This is a genomic window from Aeromonas intestinalis, assembly GCF_054052485.1.
Map to the genome: position 1 here is coordinate 285210 of NZ_JBSTYK010000001.1, position 22133 is coordinate 307342.

Below are 22133 nucleotides of genomic sequence, written 5' to 3' on the forward strand. Positions count from 1 at the left end.
ACGGCGGGTCCGCCCCCTGGCACAGGGCTTACTTCGGCTGCAGGGAGCCGCCAGCCAGCTTCTCGCACAGGCCCTTGGGCATCACCACGAAGGCATCACCCTGGGCGTCCATCTTGGCGGTGCCGGCGCAGGAGGCCGTCTTGGTGGCGCAGTCGTTCTTGCCCGCTTTCACCACGCCGTAGCACTTCTCTTTCTCCTCGGCAGCCATGGCCGGGGCAGCGACCATCTGGGCTCCCAGTGCCAACAGACCGGTCATGGCGCAGGTGATGGCGGTGCTTTTTTTCACGTTCATAGGGACATTCCTTATTGTTGAGCCTGACGGCTGATCTCTGCGGTGTGAAAGTGTTGCCGGGCTTGCGCGCCGGCTACCCCCTATAAAACCGGCACCGGGGGGAAAAGATTTCATCAAAAGCGTGAATTGGCGAAAATAAATGATGGGTGCAAATCTAACGCATTGTTTTTATTGAAAATAACATCATTAAAACAACACGAGGAAATCCTGACGCGCGGCTCGCCGGGCGGCGACCACCGCAGGGAAATGCATTGAGGGGATGAGTAACAGCATCAAACACTGCATTGCCATAAAAAACCGACCACTTTCGCTACCAGTACCATTCAGGCAGCAAGAGTCACTGCCCCACTCCCGTTGAATAGAGAAAGGGACCAGGGGCCCCTTTCATCAGCGCATAGGCGCTCAGGCCGTCTTGACGCATTTCTGGATGAAGCTGTTCTTGGCTGCCCCCGCCAGCTTCTTGTCAGCCGCCGCCTTCTCGCACTGGCTCGCCTTGTCCGCCGCCCCGTCCGTCTTCACGCACTTCTGGATAAAGCTGTTCTTGGCCGCCCCTGCCAGCTTCTTGTCGGCCGCCGCCTTCTCGCACTGGCTCGCCTTGGCGCTGCTGGCGCCAGCCGCGGCATCCTTGACGCACTTGCCCACAAAGCTGGTCTTGGCAGCGCCAGCCAACTTCTTCGCCGCGGCCTGCGCCTCGCACGCCTGCTCGGCCGCCGTGGCTGCCGCCGCGCTCTGGACGGCCCCCATGCCCATCAAAAACACCGTCATCAGGATGGCAATACCTTTCATATGACAAGCCCTCGTTATTGATTTGATTGTGGTTCTGGCAACGAGAGAACGAGCCTCACCCGCCTCCCTCTTCCGGTTGCACTATAGTCCTCCCACCGGCTGACCACCAGAACGCTGTCATTTGGATACTCCCCGGCACTTGTCAGAAAGCGGCCCATCGAGCGCGGAAGGGTCCGTCAGAGCTCGGGGAAGTGTGGATGGGGATCTTCACAAGATGTGCGCCTCACCTGTCCTTTCTGTTGCCAACCCACTTATAGTGTCTTGAGTCCCTCCAGCCAAAGGTGTCCCATGAACGCGTCACGCCCCCCCCGCAGCACCCTTTCATTGCCCATTTTTATCCCCGGCTTGCTCTTTATCCTGGCATTGCTGGCCATCTGCTCCCTGGCACCCGAGGCCGCCGCCCGCTTCTTCGGCGCAGGCCAGAGCTGGATCACCGCGCACTTCAGCTGGTTCTACGTGCTGGTGGTCGGCATGTTCCTGATCCTGCTGCTGGTGATCGCATTCAGCCACTACGGCAACATTCGCCTGGGACCGGATGACGCCCGCCCCGAGTTCAGCTTCACCTCCTGGCTTGCCATGCTGTTCGCCGCTGGCATGGGCATAGGGCTCATGTATTTCGGGGTGGGCGAACCCATGAGCCACTTCGTCTCTCCGCCCCAGGCCGCCCCCCTGACGCAGGCAGCCGCCCGGGAGGCCATGGTCACCACCTTCTTCCACTGGGGCTTCCACGCCTGGGCCATCTACGCCATCGTCGGTCTGGTGCTGGCCTACTTCGGCTTTCGCTACAACCTGCCGCTCACCATCCGCTCCGGTCTCTACCCCATCTTCAAGGAGAAGATCCATGGCCCCCTCGGCCACGCCGTGGACATCTTCGCCCTGGTGGGCACCATCTTCGGCATCGCCACCACGCTGGGCTACGGGGTGATGCAGCTGTCGGCGGGGATCACCCGGCTCACCGGGATGGACACCACGGGAGAGTTGTTCCGCTTCGGCCTCATCGGGGTCGTCATCGCCCTCGCCGGCCTCTCGGCGGTCACCGGCCTCGACAAGGGGGTAAAGCGCCTCTCCGAGCTGAACCTCTTCCTCGCCATCGTGCTCCTGCTGTTCGTGCTCATCGCCGGCCCCACCCAATACCTGCTGGGGGCCCTCTCCGAGAACATCGGCAACTATGTCTCCGCCCTGACCCAGCTCACCTTCCGCACCTTCACCTATAGCGAGACGCGCCAGGCGGGCTGGTTTGGCAACTGGACCCTGCTCTACTGGGCCTGGTGGATCTCCTGGTCCCCCTTCGTCGGCCTCTTCATCGCCCGCATCTCCCGCGGACGCACCCTGCGCGAGTTCATTCTGGGCGTCCTGTTCGTCCCCACCGCCTTCAACCTCATCTGGATGACGGTGTTCGGCAACGCCGCCATCTGGGCCAGCCAGCACGCCGGCGGCCAGAGCCTCATCGACTCGGTGGGCAACATCGACACCCTGCTGTTCAACTTCTTCGATCTGCTGCCGGGGGCCGACATCACCTCGGCGCTGGCGGTGATCCTCATCAGCGTCTTCTTCGTCACCTCCGCCGACTCCGGCGCCTTCGTCATCGACAACATCGCCACCCAGGGCAAGGAGGGCTCCCCCGTCTGGCAGCGCCTGTTCTGGGCCGTTCTGCTCGGGATCACTGCGGGCACCCTGATGAGCACGGGGGGACTCGCGGCCCTGCAATCCATGACCCTGATCGCCGCCCTGCCCTTTGCCTTTATCATGGTGCTGCTCTGTCTCGGTCTCTGCCGCGGCCTGGTGGCGGACAGGGAGCACTCGGCCAGGCGCCTCTCCCCCGCCACCGACTTCTGGAACGGCAAGCAGTGGCGCACCCGCATGGATCACCTGCTGCGCCCCTCCACCGAGCAGGGAGCCCGCCGCTTCCTCAATGACATCGCCCTGCCCGCGCTGACCGCCCTGCGCCAGGAGTTCGAGGCCCGCGGGCTCACCTGCCGGGTCGAGCAGAGCGACCCGGATCAGTGCCTGCTGCTGGTGCCTCAGGAGGGTCGGCGCGACTTCGGCTACGGGATACGCATCGAATCCAGGCCCGCCCCCGCCTTCAACCCCCTGGAGGCCGCTCACAATCACGATCCGGAGGCCTGCATCTTCGAACCCATGACCTTCTTCGCCGATGGCCGCGCCGGTTATGACATCCAGTACCTGACCCGGGACGAGCTGAGTGCAGACGTCCTGCGCCAGTACGAGCGCTATCTGGTGCTGAGCCAGGACGAGGGGCTGGACTTGTTGAGCGCGGCGCCCGAACACACCCAGCCGGAGTCCGGGAGCTGATACGCTGCTGACCGCCATCAAGCGGGTCATGTCTCCGGCACGGCCCTGCTGCTGCGCTGGTGCCAGAGAGAAATAAAAAATCCCCCATCACGGGGGATTTTTATTGTCACGCCGCCTCGTTGACTATCCCGCCATGGGTTGCCATGAGGTCGTGGTCGCGCCCTCTTTTGAGCAAACTGCCGCGTATCACGTCGCGTGACAGGGCCCAAGAAAATCCCGGCGGCATAAAAACACCGGCCGAGGCCGGTGCTTGCTCACTCTAGAACGCCTGTCCGTCGCTACCCGATACGATCGCGTAAAAATGAGAACACCTTTGCATCGGACTCGGCACTGTCAGGGTCGACGAAGTAGGCGACATCGATCCTCGGGGAGCGCCGCGTCTCATCCCCGGACCACTCCAGCACGCCCCACTTCAAGGTCGCGGAAAAAATCTGGTGATCCCACTGATAGGCATAGTGCCTCAGGGGAGCGCGGCGCTCCTCGATCGCCAGCAATATGTCATCCGCGACCAGCGCCCTGTTCTTGTACTCGGCAAACAGTGTCGCATCCCGGCTCGCCGTGACGGGATCCAGGAAGTACGCCACATCATGGCGAGGTGACAAGGCGATGGGGCCACCGCATTTCTCACCGACTCCCGCACATTTCACCACAATCCACTGGATCGCCGGCTGTGCGATCCGGTGATCGAACTCCAGTGCAACATAAGGCATAACATTGTCTCCCTTGGAAAATGAACATTTGACTAGGAGTCATTCAACTCCACACCTAGCGTAGATGACTTTTTCCTGGTGCCATCATCGTCCACGTTTCTCATGCCAATGGCCTATTTCCTTCTCACTCTTTGGGACAAGAGCCCTCGACGCCTCGCGGGTTAATGGGGGAATGGTGACAGTACCCGGGGGGAGTCAATGCTGGGAGCATCCCTCCATAAGGCCTGGATGGTGGACTGAGCGGGGGGGCGGGCGGCCAGAGCGCCACGCTGGTCTGGGGTTGCTGCAAGGCGTGCCGATGCGGGGCCCCCTCCCTGTTACACCGGTTACAGCATCCGGGATGATGGGAGAGGCGACGGGCCACAGCGGGCCCGGAGAGGTTACTCCGGGAAAGGCTCCTCCGGCAGCGGCGCCTCGGACTCCCCTTGAGTGCAATCGATGATGGAGCGCTTGGGGTTGTTGGGATCGCGCAGCAGCAGGGGAGCTTCCCCCTTGTTGTGCTTCTCCTCGTTGGCAAATTCGCTGCCATAGGCGTTGTGGGTCAGCCGCCTGGCGTTGGCGATGGGGGTATCGACGAAGAGCGCATGCACCTCGAAGGTGGAGGTGGGAATGAGGAAGCCCGTGATGGGCAAGCCGTGCAACTCCTGATGGGTCTTGTACCAGGCAAAGCCGTCGCTGTTCTTGTAGGGGGTGAAGGTCTTGAGCAGGGGATGGGAGGGTTCCCCCGTCTCGCTGTCGAGATAGAGACCATCCAGTTCGCAGGTCGCCAGCCCTTGCCACATGGATTCGAACGGCGTGGCGCACGCCGTCAGTTGTAGGCACACCAGCGCGGCCAGCGTCTCTCTTCCCATTCCCCTTCCCCTTCCCTTCTCTGATTGCATCATTGCCCGCTGAATACCTGCAGGCGCTCCACCAGCAGATCGATGAAACCGTGCCTGTCCAGTCCCAGCAGGACCCGGGCATTGGCGGGCTTGCCGGTCAGGCCGTAGCGATCCACCACCGTCATCCCCACAGTATGGGTGCCCCGGGTTTCGATGCCGACCCAGCAGTCTATCCCGTGGAACAGCGTTGGCGCCAGCAACCAGGCGATGGTGCAGGGATCATGCAGGGGGGCGCCGGTGAATCCCCACTTGGGATCCCTGTGATAGATCATGAAGAAATCGAGCAGCCCGGCCACGCACTGGGCCACCGGGTTGGCGATGGCCCGCACCCGCTCGATGTCTTCGTCCATCACCTGGGCCTCGTGGGTCACATCCAGCCCGCACATGGTGATGGGAATACCGGACCTGAACACCATATCGGCCGCTTCCGGATCCACGAAAATGTTGAACTCCGCCGCCGGCGTCCAGTTGCCCGGCCCGGCCGCGCCCCCCATCAGCACGATGCGGGCAATCCTCGGCTTGAGTTCAGGGTGGGCGGCCAGCAGCAGGGCGATGTTGGTGAGCGGGCCGGTCGGCACCAGGGTGACCGGTTCCGGGCTCTCGCGCAACGTCTTGGCCATCAGCTCCAGCGCCGTCATGGCCTGGGGAGCGAAACCGGGATCCGGCAGCCTGGGACCATCGAGACCAGTCTCCCCGTGCACGTTGTCGGCGATAATGAGTTCGCGGGCCAGGGGCTTGGGTGCCCCCACCGCCACCGGAATGTCGTGGCGCCCGAGCAGGGTGAGGATGCGCAGGGCGTTGTTGAGGGTCTTGTCCGGGGTCTGGTTGCCCGCGCTGGTGGTCACCGCCAGCACATTCAACTCCGGACTCGCCAGCGCCAGAATGAGGGCAATGGCATCATCGTGGCCGGGATCGCAATCGAGAATGACGGGCAAAGACATGGCAGACTCCTGACAAGGTGACAAAGCGCATACCTTAGCAAGGGAGCTGAGAATTAACTCAGGGGGCAGTCACAAAATGGCTCCGCCTGAATAATCAGTGGCTTGCCAGCGACGCCCGCCGGCAGGGGCCGGTGGATTCGCCGAACGGGGCGGCTTCTTGTATGATCCCCTCCCGCTCCTCAACCCCAACGCCCTATGTCCGTCATCGTCGATACCTTCATCGCCCCCCCCTGCGCCGCCGCCATCGAGATCCTGTTCGAGGACGAATACCTGCTGCTCATCAACAAGCCGAGCGGACTGCTGAGCCTCTCCGGCAAGAACCCGCAGAACCTCGACTCCGTGCACCACCGACTGGTACAGGACTACCCCGGCTGCACCCTGATCCATCGCCTCGACTTTGGCACCTCGGGGATCATGGTGCTGGCCAGAAACAAGGCCATCAACGCCCTCTTGTGCCAGCAGTTCAGCCAGCGCGCCGTGACCAAGACGTACGAGGCGCTGCTCTGCGGCCACCTGGCCGAGGACGAGGGGTTGATTGAGGCACCCATCGCCAAGGATCCGGCCCTCTTTCCCCTGATGACGATCTGCGCCGAGCGCGGCAAACCCGCCCGCTCCCGCTATCGGGTGCTGGTGCGGACCGAGCGCCTGAACGAGACAGGTGAACTCCTGCCCGTGACCCGGGTAGCGCTCAGTCCCGAGACGGGTCGCACTCATCAGTTGCGCATTCATTGCCAGTGGCTGGGCCACCCCATCCTGGGATGCGACCTTTACGGCGGCCTGGTGCAACCGGGCACGGAGCGGACTCCCCGACTGATGCTGCACGCAAATGCGCTGAGGTTCCGACATCCGGTGAGTGGTGAGCAGATGGCAGTGACTTGTGCCACGCCGTTTTAATCTGGCAGAGGAAATGAATCGTAAAACGGGATAGAGCCAGCAGACTGGATCAGGGAATGGCTGAACGGCAGATAAAGATAGGGGCCGTGCTTTCGCAGCGGCCCCCACCCCCACTCGGTACTCTCTGTTTAAGAGAGCGTCAGATCAGCTTGCGGGCGGCGCCCAGCACGATCTTGATAGCGTCAGATTCGGTTTTGGCCATGGTGGCGGCACTCGGGATCTCTTGCTGGGTACGGTTGACGATGATGCCCGCCACCATACCGGCACGCAGACCCTGGCTGGCACACATGGTCAACAGGGTGGCAGACTCCATCTCGAAGTTCAGCACGCCCATGGATTGCCACTCTTTCATGGAGCCCTGGAAGCGGCTCACCACGCGGCCGGAGTAGGTGTCGTAACGCTCCTGACCCGGGTAGAAGGTGTCGGAGGAGGCAGTCACGCCCACGTGCAGCTTGGAGCCCAGCTCCTTGGCGGTCTCGACCAGTGCGGTGGTGCACTCGAAGTCGGCGACGGCCGGGAATTCCATGGGCGCGAAGTGCAGGCTGGCACCGTCGAGGCGCACGGAGCCGGTGGTGACGATGACGTCGCCCACATTCAGGTGCGGCTGGATGGCGCCGGTGGTGCCGATGCGCAGGAAGGTGCGGATGCCCAGCTGGGCCAGCTCTTCCACCGCGATGGAGGTAGACGGGCCGCCGATGCCGGTGGAGCAGACGATGACGGCGGTACCGCCCATCTCGCCGCGCCAGGTAGTGAATTCACGATGACTGGCCAGGTGTACCGGGTTGTCCAACAGTTCTGCGATACGCTTCACACGCTCGGGGTCACCGGGAACGATCGCCAGGGTGGCGCCTTGCAGATCAGCTTTCTTCAAACCCAAGTGAAAAACATCAGACATAGTGGACTCCTGGTTGCGCTCCGCCACGGATGGCAGCGTGCAGTTAAGATGGTTCTTTATGTAATTTTCAAGCCAGTTTTCCCCTCGTTCGGGAAGGCGCAACTATGGGCGAAAGCGCTTTCCAAATCCTTGAGGCAACTCACAGTTTCACGCATTGACAGCAGCCATTTTCATGCAAAACGTTTGCTAACGTGATGAATTAATTGAAAAACGTTTTTCTTTTGTCAACCCCTTCCCGCCCCTTGTCAAGCCCTCTCTGGGGGTGAATCCACAGAGCGCGATCGAGTCCACAAAGTTGTACATCAGATACCATTGAAGCCTGCCAATCCCGATTGACGCTGCTATTTTGACGCCACACTACTACTTAATGGCTAATCTACGGAGTTCACCATGGCTACATTCAAGTTCTATATTCCGGCGGTCAACCTGATGGGTGCGGGTTGCCTGCAGGAGGCTGCCGCCGACATCAAGGGCTATGGCTATCGCAAGGCACTGATCGTCACCGATCGCATCCTCAACCAGCTGGGCGTGGTGGCCAAGGTAGCCAAACTGCTGGCGGAGCAGGGCATCGAGAGCCAGGTGTTCGACGACACCAAACCCAACCCCACCATGACCAACGTCGAGCAGGGGCTGGCCATGCTCAGGGCCAACCAGTGCGACTGCGTCATCTCCCTCGGGGGCGGCTCCCCCCACGACTGCGCCAAGGGGATCGCCCTGGTGGCGGCCAACGGCGGCAGCATTCAGGACTACGAAGGGGTGGATCGCTCCGCCAAGCCCCAGCTGCCGCTCATCGCCATCAACACCACGGCCGGCACCGCCTCCGAGATGACCCGGTTTTGCATCATCACCGACGAGGCCCGTCAGGTGAAGATGGCCATCGTCGACAAGCACGTCACCCCGCTGATGTCGGTCAATGACCCCGAGCTGATGCTGGCCAAGCCCGCCGGGCTCACCGCCGCCACCGGCATGGACGCCCTGACCCACGCCATCGAAGCCTATGTCTCCATCGCCGCCACCCCGGTGACCGATGCCAGCGCCATCATGGCCATCCAGCTCGTCGCCAGGCACCTGCGCACCGCGGTCCATCAGGGGGATGATCTGCACGCCCGCGAGCAGATGGCCTATGCCCAGTTCCTGGCCGGCATGGCGTTCAACAATGCGAGCCTCGGCTATGTGCACGCCATGGCCCACCAGCTCGGCGGCTTCTATGACCTGCCCCACGGGGTATGCAACGCGGTGCTCCTGCCCCACGTGCAGGCCTACAACGCCCAGGTGAGCGCCGCCCGCCTCAAGGACGTGGCCCGCCACATGGGAGTGGACGTGAGCGCCATGAACGACGAGCAGGGGGCTGCCGCCGCCATTGCCGCCATCAAGACGCTGGCCCGGGACGTGAACATCCCCGCCGGTCTCGAGCAGCTCGGGGTCAAGGCCGATGACTTCGACGTGCTGGCCACCAATGCCCTCAAGGATGCCTGCGGCTTCACCAACCCCAAGCAGGCCACCCACGCCGAGATTGTCGAGATCTTCCGCACCGCCATGTAAGCCGTGCGCCAGCTTGCCAAGGGCCGCCTCGCGGCCCTTTTTACTGCCAGTCAGATCAATGGCTTTTTACTTCCGCGCAGGGAGTGGGTATGATTTGCCGAGCTAAAAAAGACTGTATGGATGATCTGAACCCGATATGCGGATGAAACACCTGATTGCCGCGGCCTTGACCGCCCTCACCCTGTCCGGTTGCAGCCTGGTCTATCGCATCGATATTCCCCAGGGCAACTACGTAGAACAAAAGCAGGTCGACAAACTGCGCCAGGGCATGACGCGCGAGCAGGTCGTGTACGTGCTGGGTTCCCCCATGCTGCGCGACGGTTTCGACCCCAATACCTGGTATTACCTCTACGAGTTCACGCCCGGTCGTGGCGACAAGGAGCGCAAGGAGCTGACCCTGAACTTCGTCGGCGACCGGCTCTCCACCGCCACCGGCGACTTCCCGCTCCCGGCAGCCTTCACGACCCCGCTCTGATTGCACACAAAACCGGCCTTGGCCGGTTTTGTCTTTCTGGGGCCGGGAGCCCAGGTTGAAGCATGCGGCGGCTTGGCCCAAGGTTGAAGGGCCTCCATCCACACAGGGCCTCAGTGCCACACCGGGAGATCCCATGAGCCAGATCCTCATCGCCGGGGCCACCGGCCTCATCGGCCGCGCGCTCGTTCGCCAGCTTGGCGCCGACCACGCACTGACCCTGCTCTGTCGCACGCCAGGGGAGCCTGCCCCGAACCGCCACTGGCTGCCGGTGGATTTTGAGCGACTGGCAGAGGTGGCACTCCCCGCCCCGGTCGATCTCGCCTTCTGCTGTCTCGGCACGACCCGCAAGGACGCCGGCTCGGATGCCGCCTTTTGCCGGGTCGATCACGACTATGTGCTGGCCTTCGCCGCCCTCGCCCGCCGTCACGGTTGCCGCCGCCTGCTGATCGTCTCAAGCCTCGGCGCCAATCCCCACTCCCCTGCCCTCTATCCCCGCACCAAGGGGGAGATGGAGCAGGCGCTGCTGGCCCAGCAATGGCAGCGGCTCGCCATCGTTCGTCCCGCCATGCTGCTCGGGGATCGCCAGCCGCCGCGCACCTCGGAGCGACTCATCCAGGCGCTCTATCCCCTGGTGAAACCCCTGCTGCGCGGGCGCTTCACCCGCTGGCGCGCCATCGAGGCGAGTCAGGTGGCCCATGCCATGACGGTGCTCGCAAGCCAGGATGACGGCGTGGAGATCGTTGAAAACGAGCGACTGCTGGTGCTGTGACGGCCCCGTTTGGCAGTGCATATCGCTGCCGTATTACATAAAAGCAGTTAGAAACGACAAGAGGCGCCATGGCGCCTCTTGTTTATGCTGTAAAAACAGGGAGTATCAGGCCGGGTCGCCCTCGTCCCGCTTGCGGTGCACGTCCGGCCGCCCGCCGGTGACCACGTCGGCCCGTCCCTCTTCCTTGGCTTTCTCGGCCCGCTTCTTGCGCATCTCCTTGGGGTCGGCGATGAGGGGGCGATAGATCTCGATGCGATCCCCGTCCTGCACCGCCTCCCCCCCCTTGACCGGACGGCTGTAGATGCCGAATTTGTTGACCGCGAGATCGATCTCCGGATGTTTGCCGAGGATGCCGGACTGCTCGATGGCGGCCAGCACGCTGGTGCCGGGGGCGACCCGGATACGCAATACTGTCTGACGTTCGGGCAGGGCGTAGGCGACTTCTATATTGAGCAGATCAGACACCGTAGACCACCTTGGCACGATTGGAGAAGGCCAGCACCATGGAGCTCACCAGCTCGCGGAAGATCTGGCCAAACGCCAGTTCGATGAGTTTGGAGGTGAATTCGAAGTCGAGATCGAACTCCACCTTGCAGGCATCCACATCAAGCGGGGTGAAGGTCCACCAGCCCGCCAGCGTCTTGAAGGGCCCCTCCACCAGCTCCATCTTGATGCGGCGGTTGGCATCGAGCTGGTTGCGGGTGGTGAAGGTCTTGGCGATGCCCGCCTTGGCCACATCCACCGAGGCGGTCATGTAGTCCTCCCCCGTCTCGTGAACGCGGCTGCCGACACAGCCGGGCAGGAATTCGGGGTAGGCGTGAACGTCGTTGACCAGCCGGAACATCTGTTCGGCGCTGAACATCACCAGGGCACTGCGAGTAATACGGGGCATGGGGTTTCCTCATCCAATCAGGGCGATTTTATCACCTTGGCGGCCAAAATCCTCCCCCACAACCGTGCACCACCCCGCCATCGCCCGCCATCCTGGCTCGTTTACCCCGCCAACCCGGGGCTGAACGCCCCCAACCGGCCTGAATTGCTCAGAAAGCAGACACTCGAGCGGCTGCGCGTTTTACAGCCGCCGCCGCCCACGTATAATGCGCCTTCATCAACATCGCCTAAGGCCCCCGTCATGAGCAAAAAGAACAGTAAAAACAAAGCCGGGTCCAGCACCATTGCACTCAACAGAACCGCCCGTCACGAGTACTTCATCGAAGAGCGCGTGGAAGCCGGCCTGTCCCTGCAAGGGTGGGAAGTCAAATCCCTGCGGGCGGGCAAGGCCAACATCAGCGAAGCCTACGTCATCTTCCTGCAGGGAGAAGCCTTCCTGTTCGGCTCCAGCTTCCTGCCCCTCAATGCCGCCTCCAGCCACGTGGTGTGTGACCCGACCCGCACCCGCAAACTGCTGCTGAGCCGCCGTGAACTCGACAAGCTCGAGAGCCTGACCGCCCGTCAGGGCTACACCATAGTGCCGCTGGCCCTCTACTGGAAAGAGTGCTGGGTCAAGGTCGAGATCGGTCTGGTGAAGGGCAAGAAAGAGCACGACAAGCGCGAAGACACCAAGGCCCGCGAATGGGATCGGGAAAAGGCGCGCATCATGAAAAACAAGAACCGTGGCTGAACCCTGCGGGGTCGCCCAATAAACCAGCAATCGACCGGCCCAGGCCGGTCGATTGCCATCAACGCCTTGCCATGACAGGTTTTTTGCGTACAATCGCTTTTGACAACTTGGGGCTGATTCTGGATTCGACAAGATTCACGAAACCCAAGGTGCATGCCGAGGTGCGGTAGGCCTCGTTAATAAACCGCAAAAAAATAGTCGCAAACGACGAAAACTACGCACTCGCAGCTTAATAACCTGCGCTGAGCCCTTCTCCCCTAGCTTGCCTGTGTCCTAGGGAAATGGAAGGTCATCCTTCACAGGATCGTGTGGAAGTCCTGCTCGGGGCGGAAGCATTAAAACCAATCGAGCTAGTCAATGCGTGGCGTGTCTCTCCGCAGCGTGTTGGCGAATGTAAAGAGTGACTAAGCATGTAGTACCGAGGATGTAGTAATTTTGGACGGGGGTTCAAATCCCCCCAGCTCCACCAATTTAACTAGGACACCGACAGGACAACACGAGTTAAAACAGCAACTTAGCGAAATCATCGCGACAGAGGCTGGCCTGAAACAGGAACCAAAATGATCCACCGGTGATCCAAGATGTAGAAAGCCTGCAGAAATGCAGGCTTTTTTCTTTTCTCCCCTCCAAGACATAGAAAAGCCCGCTCAGTAGCGGGCCAATCCGAATCCTTCCACATCTTTACGACGCAGCAGCTTCATCGCGTAGTTTTTGTAGAATGCGCGCGATTCTATCTTCCTCCTGGGGCGTCAGATCCAATGTCTCGATTAGCTCTTCTAGTTCGGTCAGTGATGATTCCATCCAATGTCTCCCGTTCTCTCTCAGCCTCTCGGCTGTGAAATACTGTATGGGCATACAGTGATTGGGCGAATTTATCATTTTTGGACCGATTTGGGTATTAAAAAAGAGGCCTAAGCCTCTCCATGAACGATGTCTACTTCAAAACTGTGAGCCAAATTTCACTAGATACTAATGAGAACATTCACAGCAAAACCAATCAGCACAAGGATGAAAGCGAAGGCCATGAAAGTCTCCAGGCTCTCCCGGTTAGACTTACTGAAACACCAGATCCCTATCGCGAACGGTATGAGTGCCAACGTGAAACTGACACTGGACGCTTTCAACGCCAGCACCATGCTTCCGATCGCAAGCAGCAGCCACATGGTTGAGTCCCCACAGGTAAAGGCCTCAGTCTACTCCCATCAATATGGCCATGGCAGGGCCGCTATTCCCAGTTTCGCCGGTTGGTATTGACGGCCTGGTACACAAGGTCATTTCGACGGGTCAGCAACTCATCAATGCGCTGGCGCTTTTCCTCAGCCCCCATGGTCTTATCACGCTGGAGCAGCTCTATCCTGTTGCGCACCACCCTAATCTGCTGCTGGGTACGACTCAGGTTGCGACGCGACTTGAGGATCCCGCCCTGCTCTTCCAGCAACTCGCTGGCTTTATCTGTCAGCCCCTCGCTACGATACTGGTCCACTGTACGCTTGAGCTGATTCACTTCGCTCAGCATCCGGTAAAACTCTTCCATGTGCTGAGTGGACTTGGCCGGTCCGGTGCCGCGGTATACTGCCTTCACCAGTGGGATTTCGTCAGCACGCCAGGCCGCTGACTCTCCTGGCCTGGCGGCTCGGATCAGGCCGTCAGCTGCAGCCATCACATAGCTTCCCATAGTGCCGGTATATCCGATCAGCAGGTGTTCCAATTGCTTGGGTGACAACCCTGAAAGCTCTCCCAGCTCGCGCATCAGCAGGCTAGTCTGCTCGTTGTAGCGAGCCTCGGCACGCACGGCCAAATCCTGCGGGCTGTCGATGGGGCCACCACGGAAGCTGTCGTAGTTAAAAACAGCCTCCACCACAGGCTTGACGATCTGTGGAGTCGGGTTGAGAGCGAAGGTATCCCCGATCGCCCTGGCTACTGCCTTGCCAAACTGGGCGCCGGTATCCTTGTCGCCTAAAGCACGTACCATACGCTCAGGGATGGTGCCGAACATCACCCCGATCTCGAACGGCTTGGGGATACGCCAATGCTGATCACCAACGAAGAAATGCCAGTTGCTGTCCTTATCCCAATCCGGCAGTTCCTCATAGCGTTCATCGTCCCAGTTGATCGCCAACAGCCCGAGTGACATGGCGGTGATCATCCCGGCCCGCTTGGCAATTTCGCGCGGATTCTCGCGCAACTCGCGGGTCAGCTTACCAAGCCCCTGGATCCTGGCATTGAAGAATGGCAGCACCATGGCAGCCCCTTGGATAGCACTGGCGGCACCCAGCATGGAGAAGTCCATCAAGTCCTTCGACTCAAAAGCAGCCTGAGCATGGCTCTTACCCGACTTGATGGCGGCCTCATAGACCGCCTCACGGTTACCATTCTCAAATGCTTCGCCAAAGCGGCTGTATTTCTCCCACAAGTCAGCCACGACGCCTTTGGCGTGTGCCGCATTGCGGATGATGGATTTCTCATATTTCGCGATTTGTTCCGGCGTCATTCCCTTGCGGCGCAGTGACTTGCGCACAGTGTCGGCCATGGCTGTCGGGTCGTTGCCGTTGACATACCCACCCAGGAAGCTGGCACCACTGAACATCACGTCGATGGTACTGCCTTCCATTGCCAGGGTCTTCTTCACCCCTTTGATTGAGCCGATTACCGGCTTGAAGCCGTCCTTGCTTATCGCCCAGCTGGAGAGGGAGTCGCGTAAGAAATTGCGAAGCATAAACTCAGGTGAAGCAGTGACCCCGGCAGTCAGTAAACGCTTTGTCTTGGCGGCCACAGTGACCATGGCGCCGAAAGGCTTGCGATCGAAGAAGGTCATAGCGCGATAGAGGTCGGGATCCTCAATCCGGATCATGTAGTCCTCTCCTTCCAGCTTGAGCATTATCCGGTCTTTGCCATTGGCAAGCGCCTGATAGTCCATCTTGTTCGGCTTGGGAATGACCTCGATGATGCCAGTGTCGGCGAGGTTCCAGACGGTCTTTTGTGCCGCCATGTTCTTCATGGAGGCATCAATCAGCTTGGAAGTTGAGGTGAAGATATTCTCGAGCAGGTCGTTGGTATTGGCCTCCCCGCCCTTGAGCTTCTTGATCCCGGCGTTCTGGTTGGCGATGCCCTTTGGCTTGAAAGGTGCAATCACGTCGCCATCATCTGACTCACGGAAGAACGGAATGTACCATTCGCTTTCGAACTCGGCCCGCGCCTCGGCAGTGAACAAGCCGGCCTCCTGCGCCAGATCCAGGGTGGCAGTGTTGAGCCTGTTCCAGCGCTCTTTTGCCTCCATGAACTTGGCCTCTTTCCCGTTGCCAAGCTCCTTAAGTGCAGCAATATCCTGCTCACTCAGCAGATTCTCGCGTCCCTGCCCCATCAGGATTTCAGCCCGGTGCCCGGCCATCCAACCCAGCCAGTTATGCAGGTCTTTTCCGAGGTCAGAAAAAATGCCCAACAGGGCATCTTTTTCACCAGTACCAGCCTTTCGCTGGATCACACCGTCCTTCCACTCTGGCAGGCCGTAGAGCATCGTCGCTTGCATGGTGGAGGCTGCGCCAGTGGCCATACGCGCGCCCACATATCCGGAGTCGGCCGCCTCGGTAATGCCAGCGGCTTCTTCCGCATATTTGATGGGGGCCAGGGCGTCTAGCACCTCAGTGTTGGCCTTCTTGATGACGCGATCAATCCATGAACTGACCACGCCGCGGTCTACCTGGCGTAGCTTGTTCAGGTTGGTTTTGGTCTTGTCGATGATGTCGGGCTTAGGGCCCAGATTGAGCTTTTGCAGCGCCTCATCGGTAGCTGCATTCGTCTTACTGAATTTCAGACCATCAGGCGGGAGAGATCCATCGTCTCGAGTGCTTTCATGTTCGCTTCGTGCCGGCGATGGTTGTCCTGCCGCAGCGACTCGATCTCGGACTTTGTCAGCATCCTTGGCACGAAGGAGGTATCGGCCTTCAGACTCTGTGAGGGAGTCGAAGCTATAGCCGAATCGGTTTTGCCACCACGCTTCAAGGCCTGTGCCGTCATACTGATCCCGTAGTTGCTCAAGGGTTGAGCTATCGATAGCAATTTTGGCGGAATACTGCTTTCCGGTCAATGCGGTGGCGGCCAACACCTCTCCGCCACGGTTCTCGATGTAGCCCTTGAGATTCGCAAGGGTGCCCCCCTGGGTCAGAGTGTCATCCATGATGAGGTAGGGCTTATCGATGCGAACATGGCCATCAAAACTCGGCTGATTTGCTAACCGACCAAAACCATCCTGGGAGGTTCGTCCTACCTTAGCGGCTTGCACGATGTCTAAGTCAACATCAAGGCCGAGCACTTTAGCCAGCACGTCCGCCATTGCCCGAGGAATCGCATTGCGGCTCACAGCTTCCTCGGCATGCACTCCGAGGGCAATGGACGAACGATCGCCGATCAGTCCTTTGAGTTGCTTGATAGCATCAAGAGAAAGCACATCATGGACCAACCGCCGAGCGGCGGCATCATCACCCCCCTTGGCAGCATCGTAATCAGGGTGGCTGGTCGCGTCCGCGAGGCGGCCATGCAAGATCACCTCTGGGAACCCCTTACGCCAGGGAGAGCGCTCGGCACTGAACCACAAGCGCTCCCCTTCTGCGACTCCAACCTCTATATCTGTTTTCTGCAGCTTCTTAGCCAGCCCCTCAATTAGGGAGCGAGTCTCAGCCGCAGTGATACCATCCGGCACAAAGCCAACGGCGCGCAGCGCCCGGGTAACCCACGCCACCACACGATCCCAACCGCGACCCCAAGCGCCCTGCTCCAGCTCGGCCAGATGGGCCACCACCTCCTCTGCTTGGGTACCAACATCCTCATCGGCGTAATGGGTGTTCACCCAGTCCCACACCGCCTTCATGCTGGAGTCTTTCTGGGACTGGATGAGGCGGCTCATGAGCTTGGTGTATTCCCCATCGCCCAGCACGTTGGCCAGGCCATAGTGGGCCAGCACCTCATGACGCAGTATCTCGCGCATCCGCTTGGGGTTGGCGATGGTATCGGCGGCCACATGCAGGGTACCCGCATCGTCGTCAAACGCGGCGCGCCGTATCAACCCATCTTTGGCATTTATTCCCAACGCTTGTTCCAATTCAGCTTGGGTGGCGTGGATCTGCACATTGATACCGCTCGCCCCCCGGTACTGCTTGAACCACATTTTGGTGACCAGCTCGGCTTCTTTGCGGGTCAGGTGCTTGGCTGGCTTGTCACCCTGGGCCATAGCCTGCTTCGAGAAGAGGATGACGCGATCACCCTCCTGCTTCGTCTCGAGGGTGTTGAAGAGGTGGTCGAAACCGGCTCGAATACCCGGCACCTCACCGGCGGTCGGATAGGGATAGCTGTTATCCAGCTCCCAACCCAACTGGGCGGATACCTCCCAGGTCGCCTCATCGACGATATTGGCCAGATAGTCGTTACTGACGCCTTGGTCCTGCAGCTTGCTGATGAGATAGCTCTCGAACGCCCGCGCACTCATCTCGGTATTGGTGGTCCAGTATTGCTTGGTTCGCTTGCTATCGAGCTTGCTGGATCGCGCCCTGAGTGCGGTCTGCTTGATGGCACGCATCACCGCACCAAACGCCACAACCATTTCCTTGCGCACCTCGCCTTTGTGGACGAAGTTGCTGCCACGGGCCGCCAGATCCACATCCAGCGCCTCAGTCATGTTGTCGCCAGCTTTTCCACGCAGTCGGGAAAAGTAGTTGTCCAGCGCATGCCACCACTCGTGGCCAAGCGAGCCGGCACCGTTCATCTTGGTGAGGTTGATCACCATCTTTCCCGGTTCGTAGTGGGCGGCAGCGGGAGATACCCCGCCACTACCACGCGCCCCAAAGGCTAGCCCCAGCTCTCCGTTGAGAGAGATCGCCTTGGGCGGGATCCCCAAAATGGCAGCCATGTCCATAAGTGCGTCGAAGGCATCATTGAGGTTGCGCTGGCGGCGTTCCTGCTCCACCCAGTTGCCGAATTCAACCCCACGGAAGCCGAAGCTGCTGGCAAATTGCTCCGGGGTAACATCCTGCCCGGCGCGCATGTCCTCGCCCACTCGGGGCTGGTTCAGGTCGCGGCGCTCGCGGGGGATGGCTTTGTGCTTCTCCAACTTGGCGATCAGCTCGTCCTGATGCTCGGCCCGGTAGGCACGGGCCTCTTTCACATCTTTGAATGCTGGCGTGAGATCGAAGTAGTTACGCCCCAACTTCTTGCCAACAAACCAACCCTTGCCATCTTCCCGACTGAAGATGTCAAACGTCACAGCCTTGGGCTTACTGGCCTCGGCCGTCAACTCCTCATAGCGAGCCTTGAAGGCGGCAATGGCCTCCTGCTTGGTATCTCCGGTGGCGATGATACGTGGCCAGTTGCCTAGGGCACTGGACTTGGTCCCGCGCTCGAGTGTCCACATCTGCTTGGGCGGATCGTACTTCACCCCGTTATACAGGCTGTACTCGCCACCACGCAGCTTGAGGTCGGCCAGGCTGCGTTGATGGCCCACTGCCTCGTACAGGGCGGCGCGGTTGCTGATGTCTTCCGCCAGATGCAGGCCCGACTTGGCGATCTGCTGGCGCAGCTGCTCGCTGGCGCTGCCGCCTTCCAGTAACCCTAGCGCGGTGTCGCGCATCGCCTTGACGGCTTCGGCCCAACGATTCTGCTTCCAACCGGTCTGCGGTTTGGTCGGGATGCTGTCACGGGCCGCGCGGGCGTAGGCCACGAACCACGGCTGGATGCCGCTGTCGAGCAGCTTCTGGTAATCTGGCGTCGGCCAGGCCTTGGAAAGCGGCAGCTCCTTTATCTCATCGACCGTATTGCCCTGGATGCTGTCCCGGTAACTGGCCCAGACATCCTTGCGAGCCCCGCCAATCTTCTCTCCGAAGTCAGTAATCGGTTCTTGTGCGACGTGCTTTGCACGGCTGATCGACTGGGTGGTATCCCCTTCTTTCAACCAGCGCTTGAACGCCTTCACTGGCATAGCCTTGATGGCCCCCAGTCCCTTCCACCCCGGCTCGTAATTGGCCAGATAGCCTGCCCGAGCTGCGGCCTCGTCAGCAAACCCCAGCATAACCTTGTGCTCGTCAAACTTGCCCGTCTTGGGGTCTACCTGGTCCACCACATAGACCTGCTCACTCTCCGGCTGGTCCCCGATAAAGACGTCGACGTGATCACCATCAGCCCCTTCGGTACGTTTGATGTAACCGTAGTCATGGGCCATGGTCGATTGCCAAGCTTTGCCATCAGGCGCAGTACCGGAGCGAGTGGATCCTTTGGGGTTTTCCAGGGCAATGTCGAAGCCGTGTAACTTGAGGTGCCCCTTCTTGTAGTTGCCTGCCTCCTTCTGGGCCTGGGTTGGCTCAGTGTTTACCTCTGCCCTGGCGGCCTCCACCTGCGCGACCGGCTCAGAAACAACAACCCCGGCAGGAGCCGGGGTTGTCAGTGTCTTGTCATCTTGTTGCTGTCCAGTTGATGCAGGTACAGGAGAAGCGAGACCTCCCCGATCTCTTGCTCCAGTTCGGCTTGCAAGCTCGGTAGTGGTTGGCTCAGCACCTGCTGCAGCTTGACTGCCTGTGCCGGGCTGATCACCTTGTCCTTCACTGCTGCTTGCAGGTATCTGGGCAGGCTGGTCATAAGTCACCTCGGGTTGTTCATTGGAAGAAATGGCATCGCGGTAGCCAGTATCTACAGCGGCCACAAGTGGCTGCTGGCTGGCATCTCCCTTAACCCGTGCCGTATCAGCATCACCGCCGAGACCCTGAACTGTAAGATCTGACAGTTGACCCAACTCAGCTGCATTGCTCTCGTCGAGCTGCAATTCAGCGCCACTCTGATGGGCTGGGGCATCTATAGGAATGGGGAGCATGGCTCGTACCTGTTCAACCTCGGCAACTGCGGCAACTCCAAACCCGCCACCATTGAGCGGGACCGGAGTCTCAATCCCCTTGCGACTAGCTAGCCGGGCTTCCTTTTCGCTGGCGAAGGGCTTGCCCTTCCGGGTAACACGCAGGCTCTTGAGCGGACCGATGGTGGGGTCAACCTCCACACCAACCGACGCACTTCCCTTCATAGGCGCAGCATTCGGCTGACGCTGATCGCCACCGTAGATCACATCTCGGTGCGGGAGCTCGGTGCCAATTTCGCGCCCCTCTCCTTCGATGGTAGCGCCGGGCAGCGCATCAGCGTTTTGCATCTGACCGCGATCTACAGGCAATAAGTCCCCCTCCTGCCCGCTTTGCCAGCGGGTACGCTCACTGCCACGAAACTGAGGGCCGGGGCCAGCCTGGTGGTCATCGTGATCCCCCGGTGCGGCCACTTCCTTCCCTTTGGGCTTGGCATTCGCGTCACCAGCAAAAATCACATCCTTGAGCGGCAGGGCCGGGCGCTGGCCCTCCATTGCCACCTGTAGGACACTCTTGCCACCGGCAAAGGGATCCTCTCCCAGTTCCCCAGCTTGAACTCGTTCATAGAGGCTTTTGCCCAGGTTGCCCCCCTGCATTTGAGCTGACACCAGCTCCTGCACCGATGAGCCAAACTCGCCAGCCAGAGCGCGCTGTACCTCGCTATCCTGGGCCAGCCCCTTGAAGCGATCGGCCGTATCGTCCTGGCGCAGATAAGCTGGCACGTCGCGCAGCTCGTCATACTGGCTCGCGCTTGGGCCAAGCGGGGATTGGTCTGTTGCTGTAGGTACTTCGGGCTCGGGAGTAACCTGCGGCTCAACTTGCTCATCAGGCGCAGACTCCGGTGCGGTAGGTTCAGCATCTCGAGCCGGGTGATCCTCGGTCTCCACTTCGCCACGCTCACCGCGCAGGCCACCGACACCACCCGTGGCACCGCCGACCCCCATGCCGATAAGGCTGCCCTCAATGGCAGAGGAAACAACCCCTTTCATGGGGTCGATATTGGCTCCTGCGACCTCATTTAGTGCTTCGTTCACGCTGTACTGTTGGGTCCCCTCTTCGAGCGCTTCACTGATACCCTCGCCAGCTGCCCCTTTCCCCATCCCCTTGAGCACGCCACCACCGGCGCCTTTACCGGCCAGCATCTTGAACAGCATGGTGTCGCCCATCAGGGTGCCCACGGCAGCCGCTCCCCAAGTCTTGGCATCCCCCATGGTGGCCTGGCTCGCAACATTCGCGGTTTCTTCGCGTGCCAGCTGCAGCTTCTCGCTATCAGAGAGATGTGCGGTCTGCTGATCGGCATCGATGCGTAAGAAGGTATCTCGGAAAGTCGTGCTGTTTCGCAACTCATCAAAGCTCATACCCAGCACAGTATCCCTGGCATTCACGCCCGCGGCGCCAACCGAACCAGCGACCCCCGTGGTCGTCGCTGCGCCAGTGGCCAACCGAGATACCGTCTTGGCCGCAACAGCTTCCGCCACCTCTTGCGCGGCCCCCCGCTTGATCATGGTGGTGGTCACCATCCGACCGATCGTCGCCTTGGCTGCCAGCCCGGTGATTCCGCCACTTGCCAGCGTAGGGAGAAGCGACCCCACCCCTTGCGCCATTTTCATCGCCCAGACATCAATATCCCCAGCACCATCCCCCAGGGTGATAGCGCCCGCGGGTGTCTCGCTGACAAGGCTACGAGTCAGCGCCTCCCGCGCATCGACACTCATCCCCTCTTTGAGGCTGTCCGCTCCAGATTGAGCCAGCTCCCCAGCACCGGCCACCACATCCAGCACCGGCGCCAGCTTCTTGGCCAAGTTTGCGCGGGCATTCACCAGGTAGTCCCCCTGGTCCTTGCCGCCGTTCTGTCGGCCATAGTTGCCAGCCTGGCGCGCCAGCTCACCGATACCGCCCACGAGCTCGAGTCCGCCAGCACCAACAGCACGCGCAACGTCACTGAGGCCTACATCCAGATTTCGCGGCGCCGGCGCGGGGGTAGCCAAACCGGCATCCAGACTGTTCCAGAACTCATCCATGCGGGTATCACTTTGCTGCGCCGTTGGCAGCGTGGTTGCGGTCTTATCCATGGCGTCCTCGATAATGGAAAAAGAAAAGCCCCGACCGGCGAACCAGTCAGGGCTTG

General features: G+C 60.5%; 16 protein-coding genes and 1 other RNA gene. 8 read left to right on the forward strand and 9 right to left on the reverse strand.

Annotated features, from left to right (window positions below):
• Positions 1 to 28 precede the first annotated feature (28 nt).
• Both ACW5W7_RS01230 and ACW5W7_RS01235 read right to left on the reverse strand, forming a co-directional pair.
• The gene (locus tag ACW5W7_RS01230; protein WP_349918777.1) at positions 29 to 292 is read right to left on the reverse strand and encodes a BufA1 family periplasmic bufferin-type metallophore; all 264 of its coding nucleotides are present in this window, start codon (positions 290 to 292) and stop codon (positions 29 to 31) included.
• Between the two features lie 402 nt (positions 293 to 694).
• Complete coding sequence (locus ACW5W7_RS01235) at positions 695 to 1057, reverse strand: hypothetical protein (RefSeq protein WP_434668480.1); 363 nt, start codon at positions 1055 to 1057, stop codon at positions 695 to 697.
• 309 nt (positions 1058 to 1366) lie between these two features.
• Here ACW5W7_RS01235 and ACW5W7_RS01240 point away from each other — a divergent pair, with 309 nt between their 5' ends.
• Positions 1367 to 3391 (forward strand): BCCT family transporter, encoded by a 2025-nt coding sequence (locus tag ACW5W7_RS01240; protein ID WP_456500503.1) that lies wholly within the window; start codon positions 1367 to 1369, stop codon positions 3389 to 3391.
• A gap of 278 nt (positions 3392 to 3669) precedes the next feature.
• Here ACW5W7_RS01240 and ACW5W7_RS01245 read toward each other — a convergent pair whose 3' ends face one another.
• The 3 genes from ACW5W7_RS01245 to rihA all read right to left on the reverse strand — a co-directional run bounded on the left by ACW5W7_RS01245 (position 3670) and on the right by rihA (position 5923).
• On the reverse strand, positions 3670 to 4101 hold the full coding sequence (locus tag ACW5W7_RS01245) for a hypothetical protein (RefSeq protein WP_456500504.1): 432 nt from the start codon (positions 4099 to 4101) through the stop codon (positions 3670 to 3672).
• 380 nt (positions 4102 to 4481) lie between these two features.
• Complete coding sequence (locus ACW5W7_RS01250) at positions 4482 to 4952, reverse strand: hypothetical protein (RefSeq protein ID WP_349918780.1); 471 nt, start codon at positions 4950 to 4952, stop codon at positions 4482 to 4484.
• Positions 4953 to 4981: 29 nt separating this feature from the next.
• Complete coding sequence (gene rihA / locus ACW5W7_RS01255) at positions 4982 to 5923, reverse strand: pyrimidine-specific ribonucleoside hydrolase RihA (protein ID WP_456500505.1); 942 nt, start codon at positions 5921 to 5923, stop codon at positions 4982 to 4984.
• A 195-nt stretch (positions 5924 to 6118) separates the two neighbouring features.
• On the opposite strand from rihA, the gene ACW5W7_RS01260 reads away from it, so the two are divergent.
• A complete protein-coding gene (locus tag ACW5W7_RS01260) occupies positions 6119 to 6817 on the forward strand; it encodes an RluA family pseudouridine synthase (protein ID WP_456500506.1) in 699 nt (232 codons plus the stop codon).
• A gap of 139 nt (positions 6818 to 6956) precedes the next feature.
• Here ACW5W7_RS01260 and udp read toward each other — a convergent pair whose 3' ends face one another.
• Positions 6957 to 7712, reverse strand: coding sequence for a uridine phosphorylase (udp, locus tag ACW5W7_RS01265; protein ID WP_332500696.1), 756 nt, complete (start codon positions 7710 to 7712; stop codon positions 6957 to 6959).
• Between the two features lie 390 nt (positions 7713 to 8102).
• On the opposite strand from udp, the gene yiaY reads away from it, so the two are divergent.
• The 3 genes from yiaY to ACW5W7_RS01280 all read left to right on the forward strand — a co-directional run bounded on the left by yiaY (position 8103) and on the right by ACW5W7_RS01280 (position 10498).
• The gene (gene yiaY / locus ACW5W7_RS01270) at positions 8103 to 9254 is read left to right on the forward strand and encodes an L-threonine dehydrogenase (RefSeq protein ID WP_456500507.1); all 1152 of its coding nucleotides are present in this window, start codon (positions 8103 to 8105) and stop codon (positions 9252 to 9254) included.
• Positions 9255 to 9390: 136 nt separating this feature from the next.
• Positions 9391 to 9729: an outer membrane protein assembly factor BamE gene (locus ACW5W7_RS01275; protein WP_349918784.1), complete on the forward strand. Its 339-nt coding sequence runs from the start codon at positions 9391 to 9393 to the stop codon at positions 9727 to 9729.
• 133 nt (positions 9730 to 9862) lie between these two features.
• Entirely contained in the window at positions 9863 to 10498 is a 636-nt protein-coding gene (locus tag ACW5W7_RS01280; RefSeq protein WP_456500508.1) for an NAD(P)H-binding protein, read from the forward strand.
• 105 nt (positions 10499 to 10603) lie between these two features.
• Here the strand turns inward: ACW5W7_RS01280 and ACW5W7_RS01285 are convergent, their stop codons facing one another.
• Both ACW5W7_RS01285 and ACW5W7_RS01290 read right to left on the reverse strand, forming a co-directional pair.
• Positions 10604 to 10963, reverse strand: coding sequence for an RnfH family protein (locus tag ACW5W7_RS01285; protein ID WP_349918786.1), 360 nt, complete (start codon positions 10961 to 10963; stop codon positions 10604 to 10606).
• Positions 10956 to 11390 (reverse strand): SRPBCC family protein, encoded by a 435-nt coding sequence (locus ACW5W7_RS01290; RefSeq protein ID WP_349918788.1) that lies wholly within the window; start codon positions 11388 to 11390, stop codon positions 10956 to 10958. Before ACW5W7_RS01290 ends, ACW5W7_RS01285 begins: the two co-directional genes overlap by 8 nt.
• A 240-nt stretch (positions 11391 to 11630) precedes the next feature.
• On the opposite strand from ACW5W7_RS01290, the gene smpB reads away from it, so the two are divergent.
• From smpB to ACW5W7_RS01305, 3 genes are all read left to right on the forward strand, one after another.
• Positions 11631 to 12119: an SsrA-binding protein SmpB gene (smpB, locus tag ACW5W7_RS01295; protein WP_025326288.1), complete on the forward strand. Its 489-nt coding sequence runs from the start codon at positions 11631 to 11633 to the stop codon at positions 12117 to 12119.
• Positions 12120 to 12228: 109 nt separating this feature from the next.
• Positions 12229 to 12588: a transfer-messenger RNA gene (gene ssrA / locus ACW5W7_RS01300) on the forward strand.
• A 454-nt stretch (positions 12589 to 13042) separates the two neighbouring features.
• A complete protein-coding gene (locus ACW5W7_RS01305) occupies positions 13043 to 13288 on the forward strand; it encodes a hypothetical protein (RefSeq protein ID WP_456500509.1) in 246 nt (81 codons plus the stop codon).
• 56 nt (positions 13289 to 13344) lie between these two features.
• Here the strand turns inward: ACW5W7_RS01305 and ACW5W7_RS01310 are convergent, their stop codons facing one another.
• Positions 13345 to 22077 carry an LPD38 domain-containing protein gene (locus ACW5W7_RS01310; RefSeq protein WP_456500510.1) on the reverse strand — a complete coding sequence of 2911 codons (8733 nt, stop codon included), beginning with the start codon at positions 22075 to 22077 and terminating at the stop codon, positions 13345 to 13347.
• Positions 22078 to 22133: the final 56 nt, after the last annotated feature.

Bases quoted from the DNA above. Each gene is read 5' to 3' on its own strand.
- ACW5W7_RS01230 (WP_349918777.1), bottom strand. From the start codon at position 292: ATGAACGTGAAAAAAAGCACCGCCATCACCTGCGCCATGACCGGTCTG.
- ACW5W7_RS01235 (WP_434668480.1), bottom strand. From the start codon at position 1,057: ATGACGGTGTTTTTGATGGGCATGGGGGCCGTCCAGAGCGCGGCGGCA.
- ACW5W7_RS01240 (WP_456500503.1), top strand. From the start codon at position 1,367: ATGAACGCGTCACGCCCCCCCCGCAGCACCCTTTCATTGCCCATTTTT.
- ACW5W7_RS01245 (WP_456500504.1), bottom strand. From the start codon at position 4,101: ATGCCTTATGTTGCACTGGAGTTCGATCACCGGATCGCACAGCCGGCG.
- ACW5W7_RS01250 (WP_349918780.1), bottom strand. From the start codon at position 4,952: ATGGGAAGAGAGACGCTGGCCGCGCTGGTGTGCCTACAACTGACGGCG.
- rihA (WP_456500505.1), bottom strand. From the start codon at position 5,923: ATGTCTTTGCCCGTCATTCTCGATTGCGATCCCGGCCACGATGATGCC.
- ACW5W7_RS01260 (WP_456500506.1), top strand. From the start codon at position 6,119: ATGTCCGTCATCGTCGATACCTTCATCGCCCCCCCCTGCGCCGCCGCC.
- udp (WP_332500696.1), bottom strand. From the start codon at position 7,712: ATGTCTGATGTTTTTCACTTGGGTTTGAAGAAAGCTGATCTGCAAGGC.
- yiaY (WP_456500507.1), top strand. From the start codon at position 8,103: ATGGCTACATTCAAGTTCTATATTCCGGCGGTCAACCTGATGGGTGCG.
- ACW5W7_RS01275 (WP_349918784.1), top strand. From the start codon at position 9,391: ATGCGGATGAAACACCTGATTGCCGCGGCCTTGACCGCCCTCACCCTG.
- ACW5W7_RS01280 (WP_456500508.1), top strand. From the start codon at position 9,863: ATGAGCCAGATCCTCATCGCCGGGGCCACCGGCCTCATCGGCCGCGCG.
- ACW5W7_RS01290 (WP_349918788.1), bottom strand. From the start codon at position 11,390: ATGCCCCGTATTACTCGCAGTGCCCTGGTGATGTTCAGCGCCGAACAG.
- smpB (WP_025326288.1), top strand. From the start codon at position 11,631: ATGAGCAAAAAGAACAGTAAAAACAAAGCCGGGTCCAGCACCATTGCA.
- ACW5W7_RS01305 (WP_456500509.1), top strand. From the start codon at position 13,043: ATGAACGATGTCTACTTCAAAACTGTGAGCCAAATTTCACTAGATACT.
- ACW5W7_RS01310 (WP_456500510.1), bottom strand. From the start codon at position 22,077: ATGGATAAGACCGCAACCACGCTGCCAACGGCGCAGCAAAGTGATACC.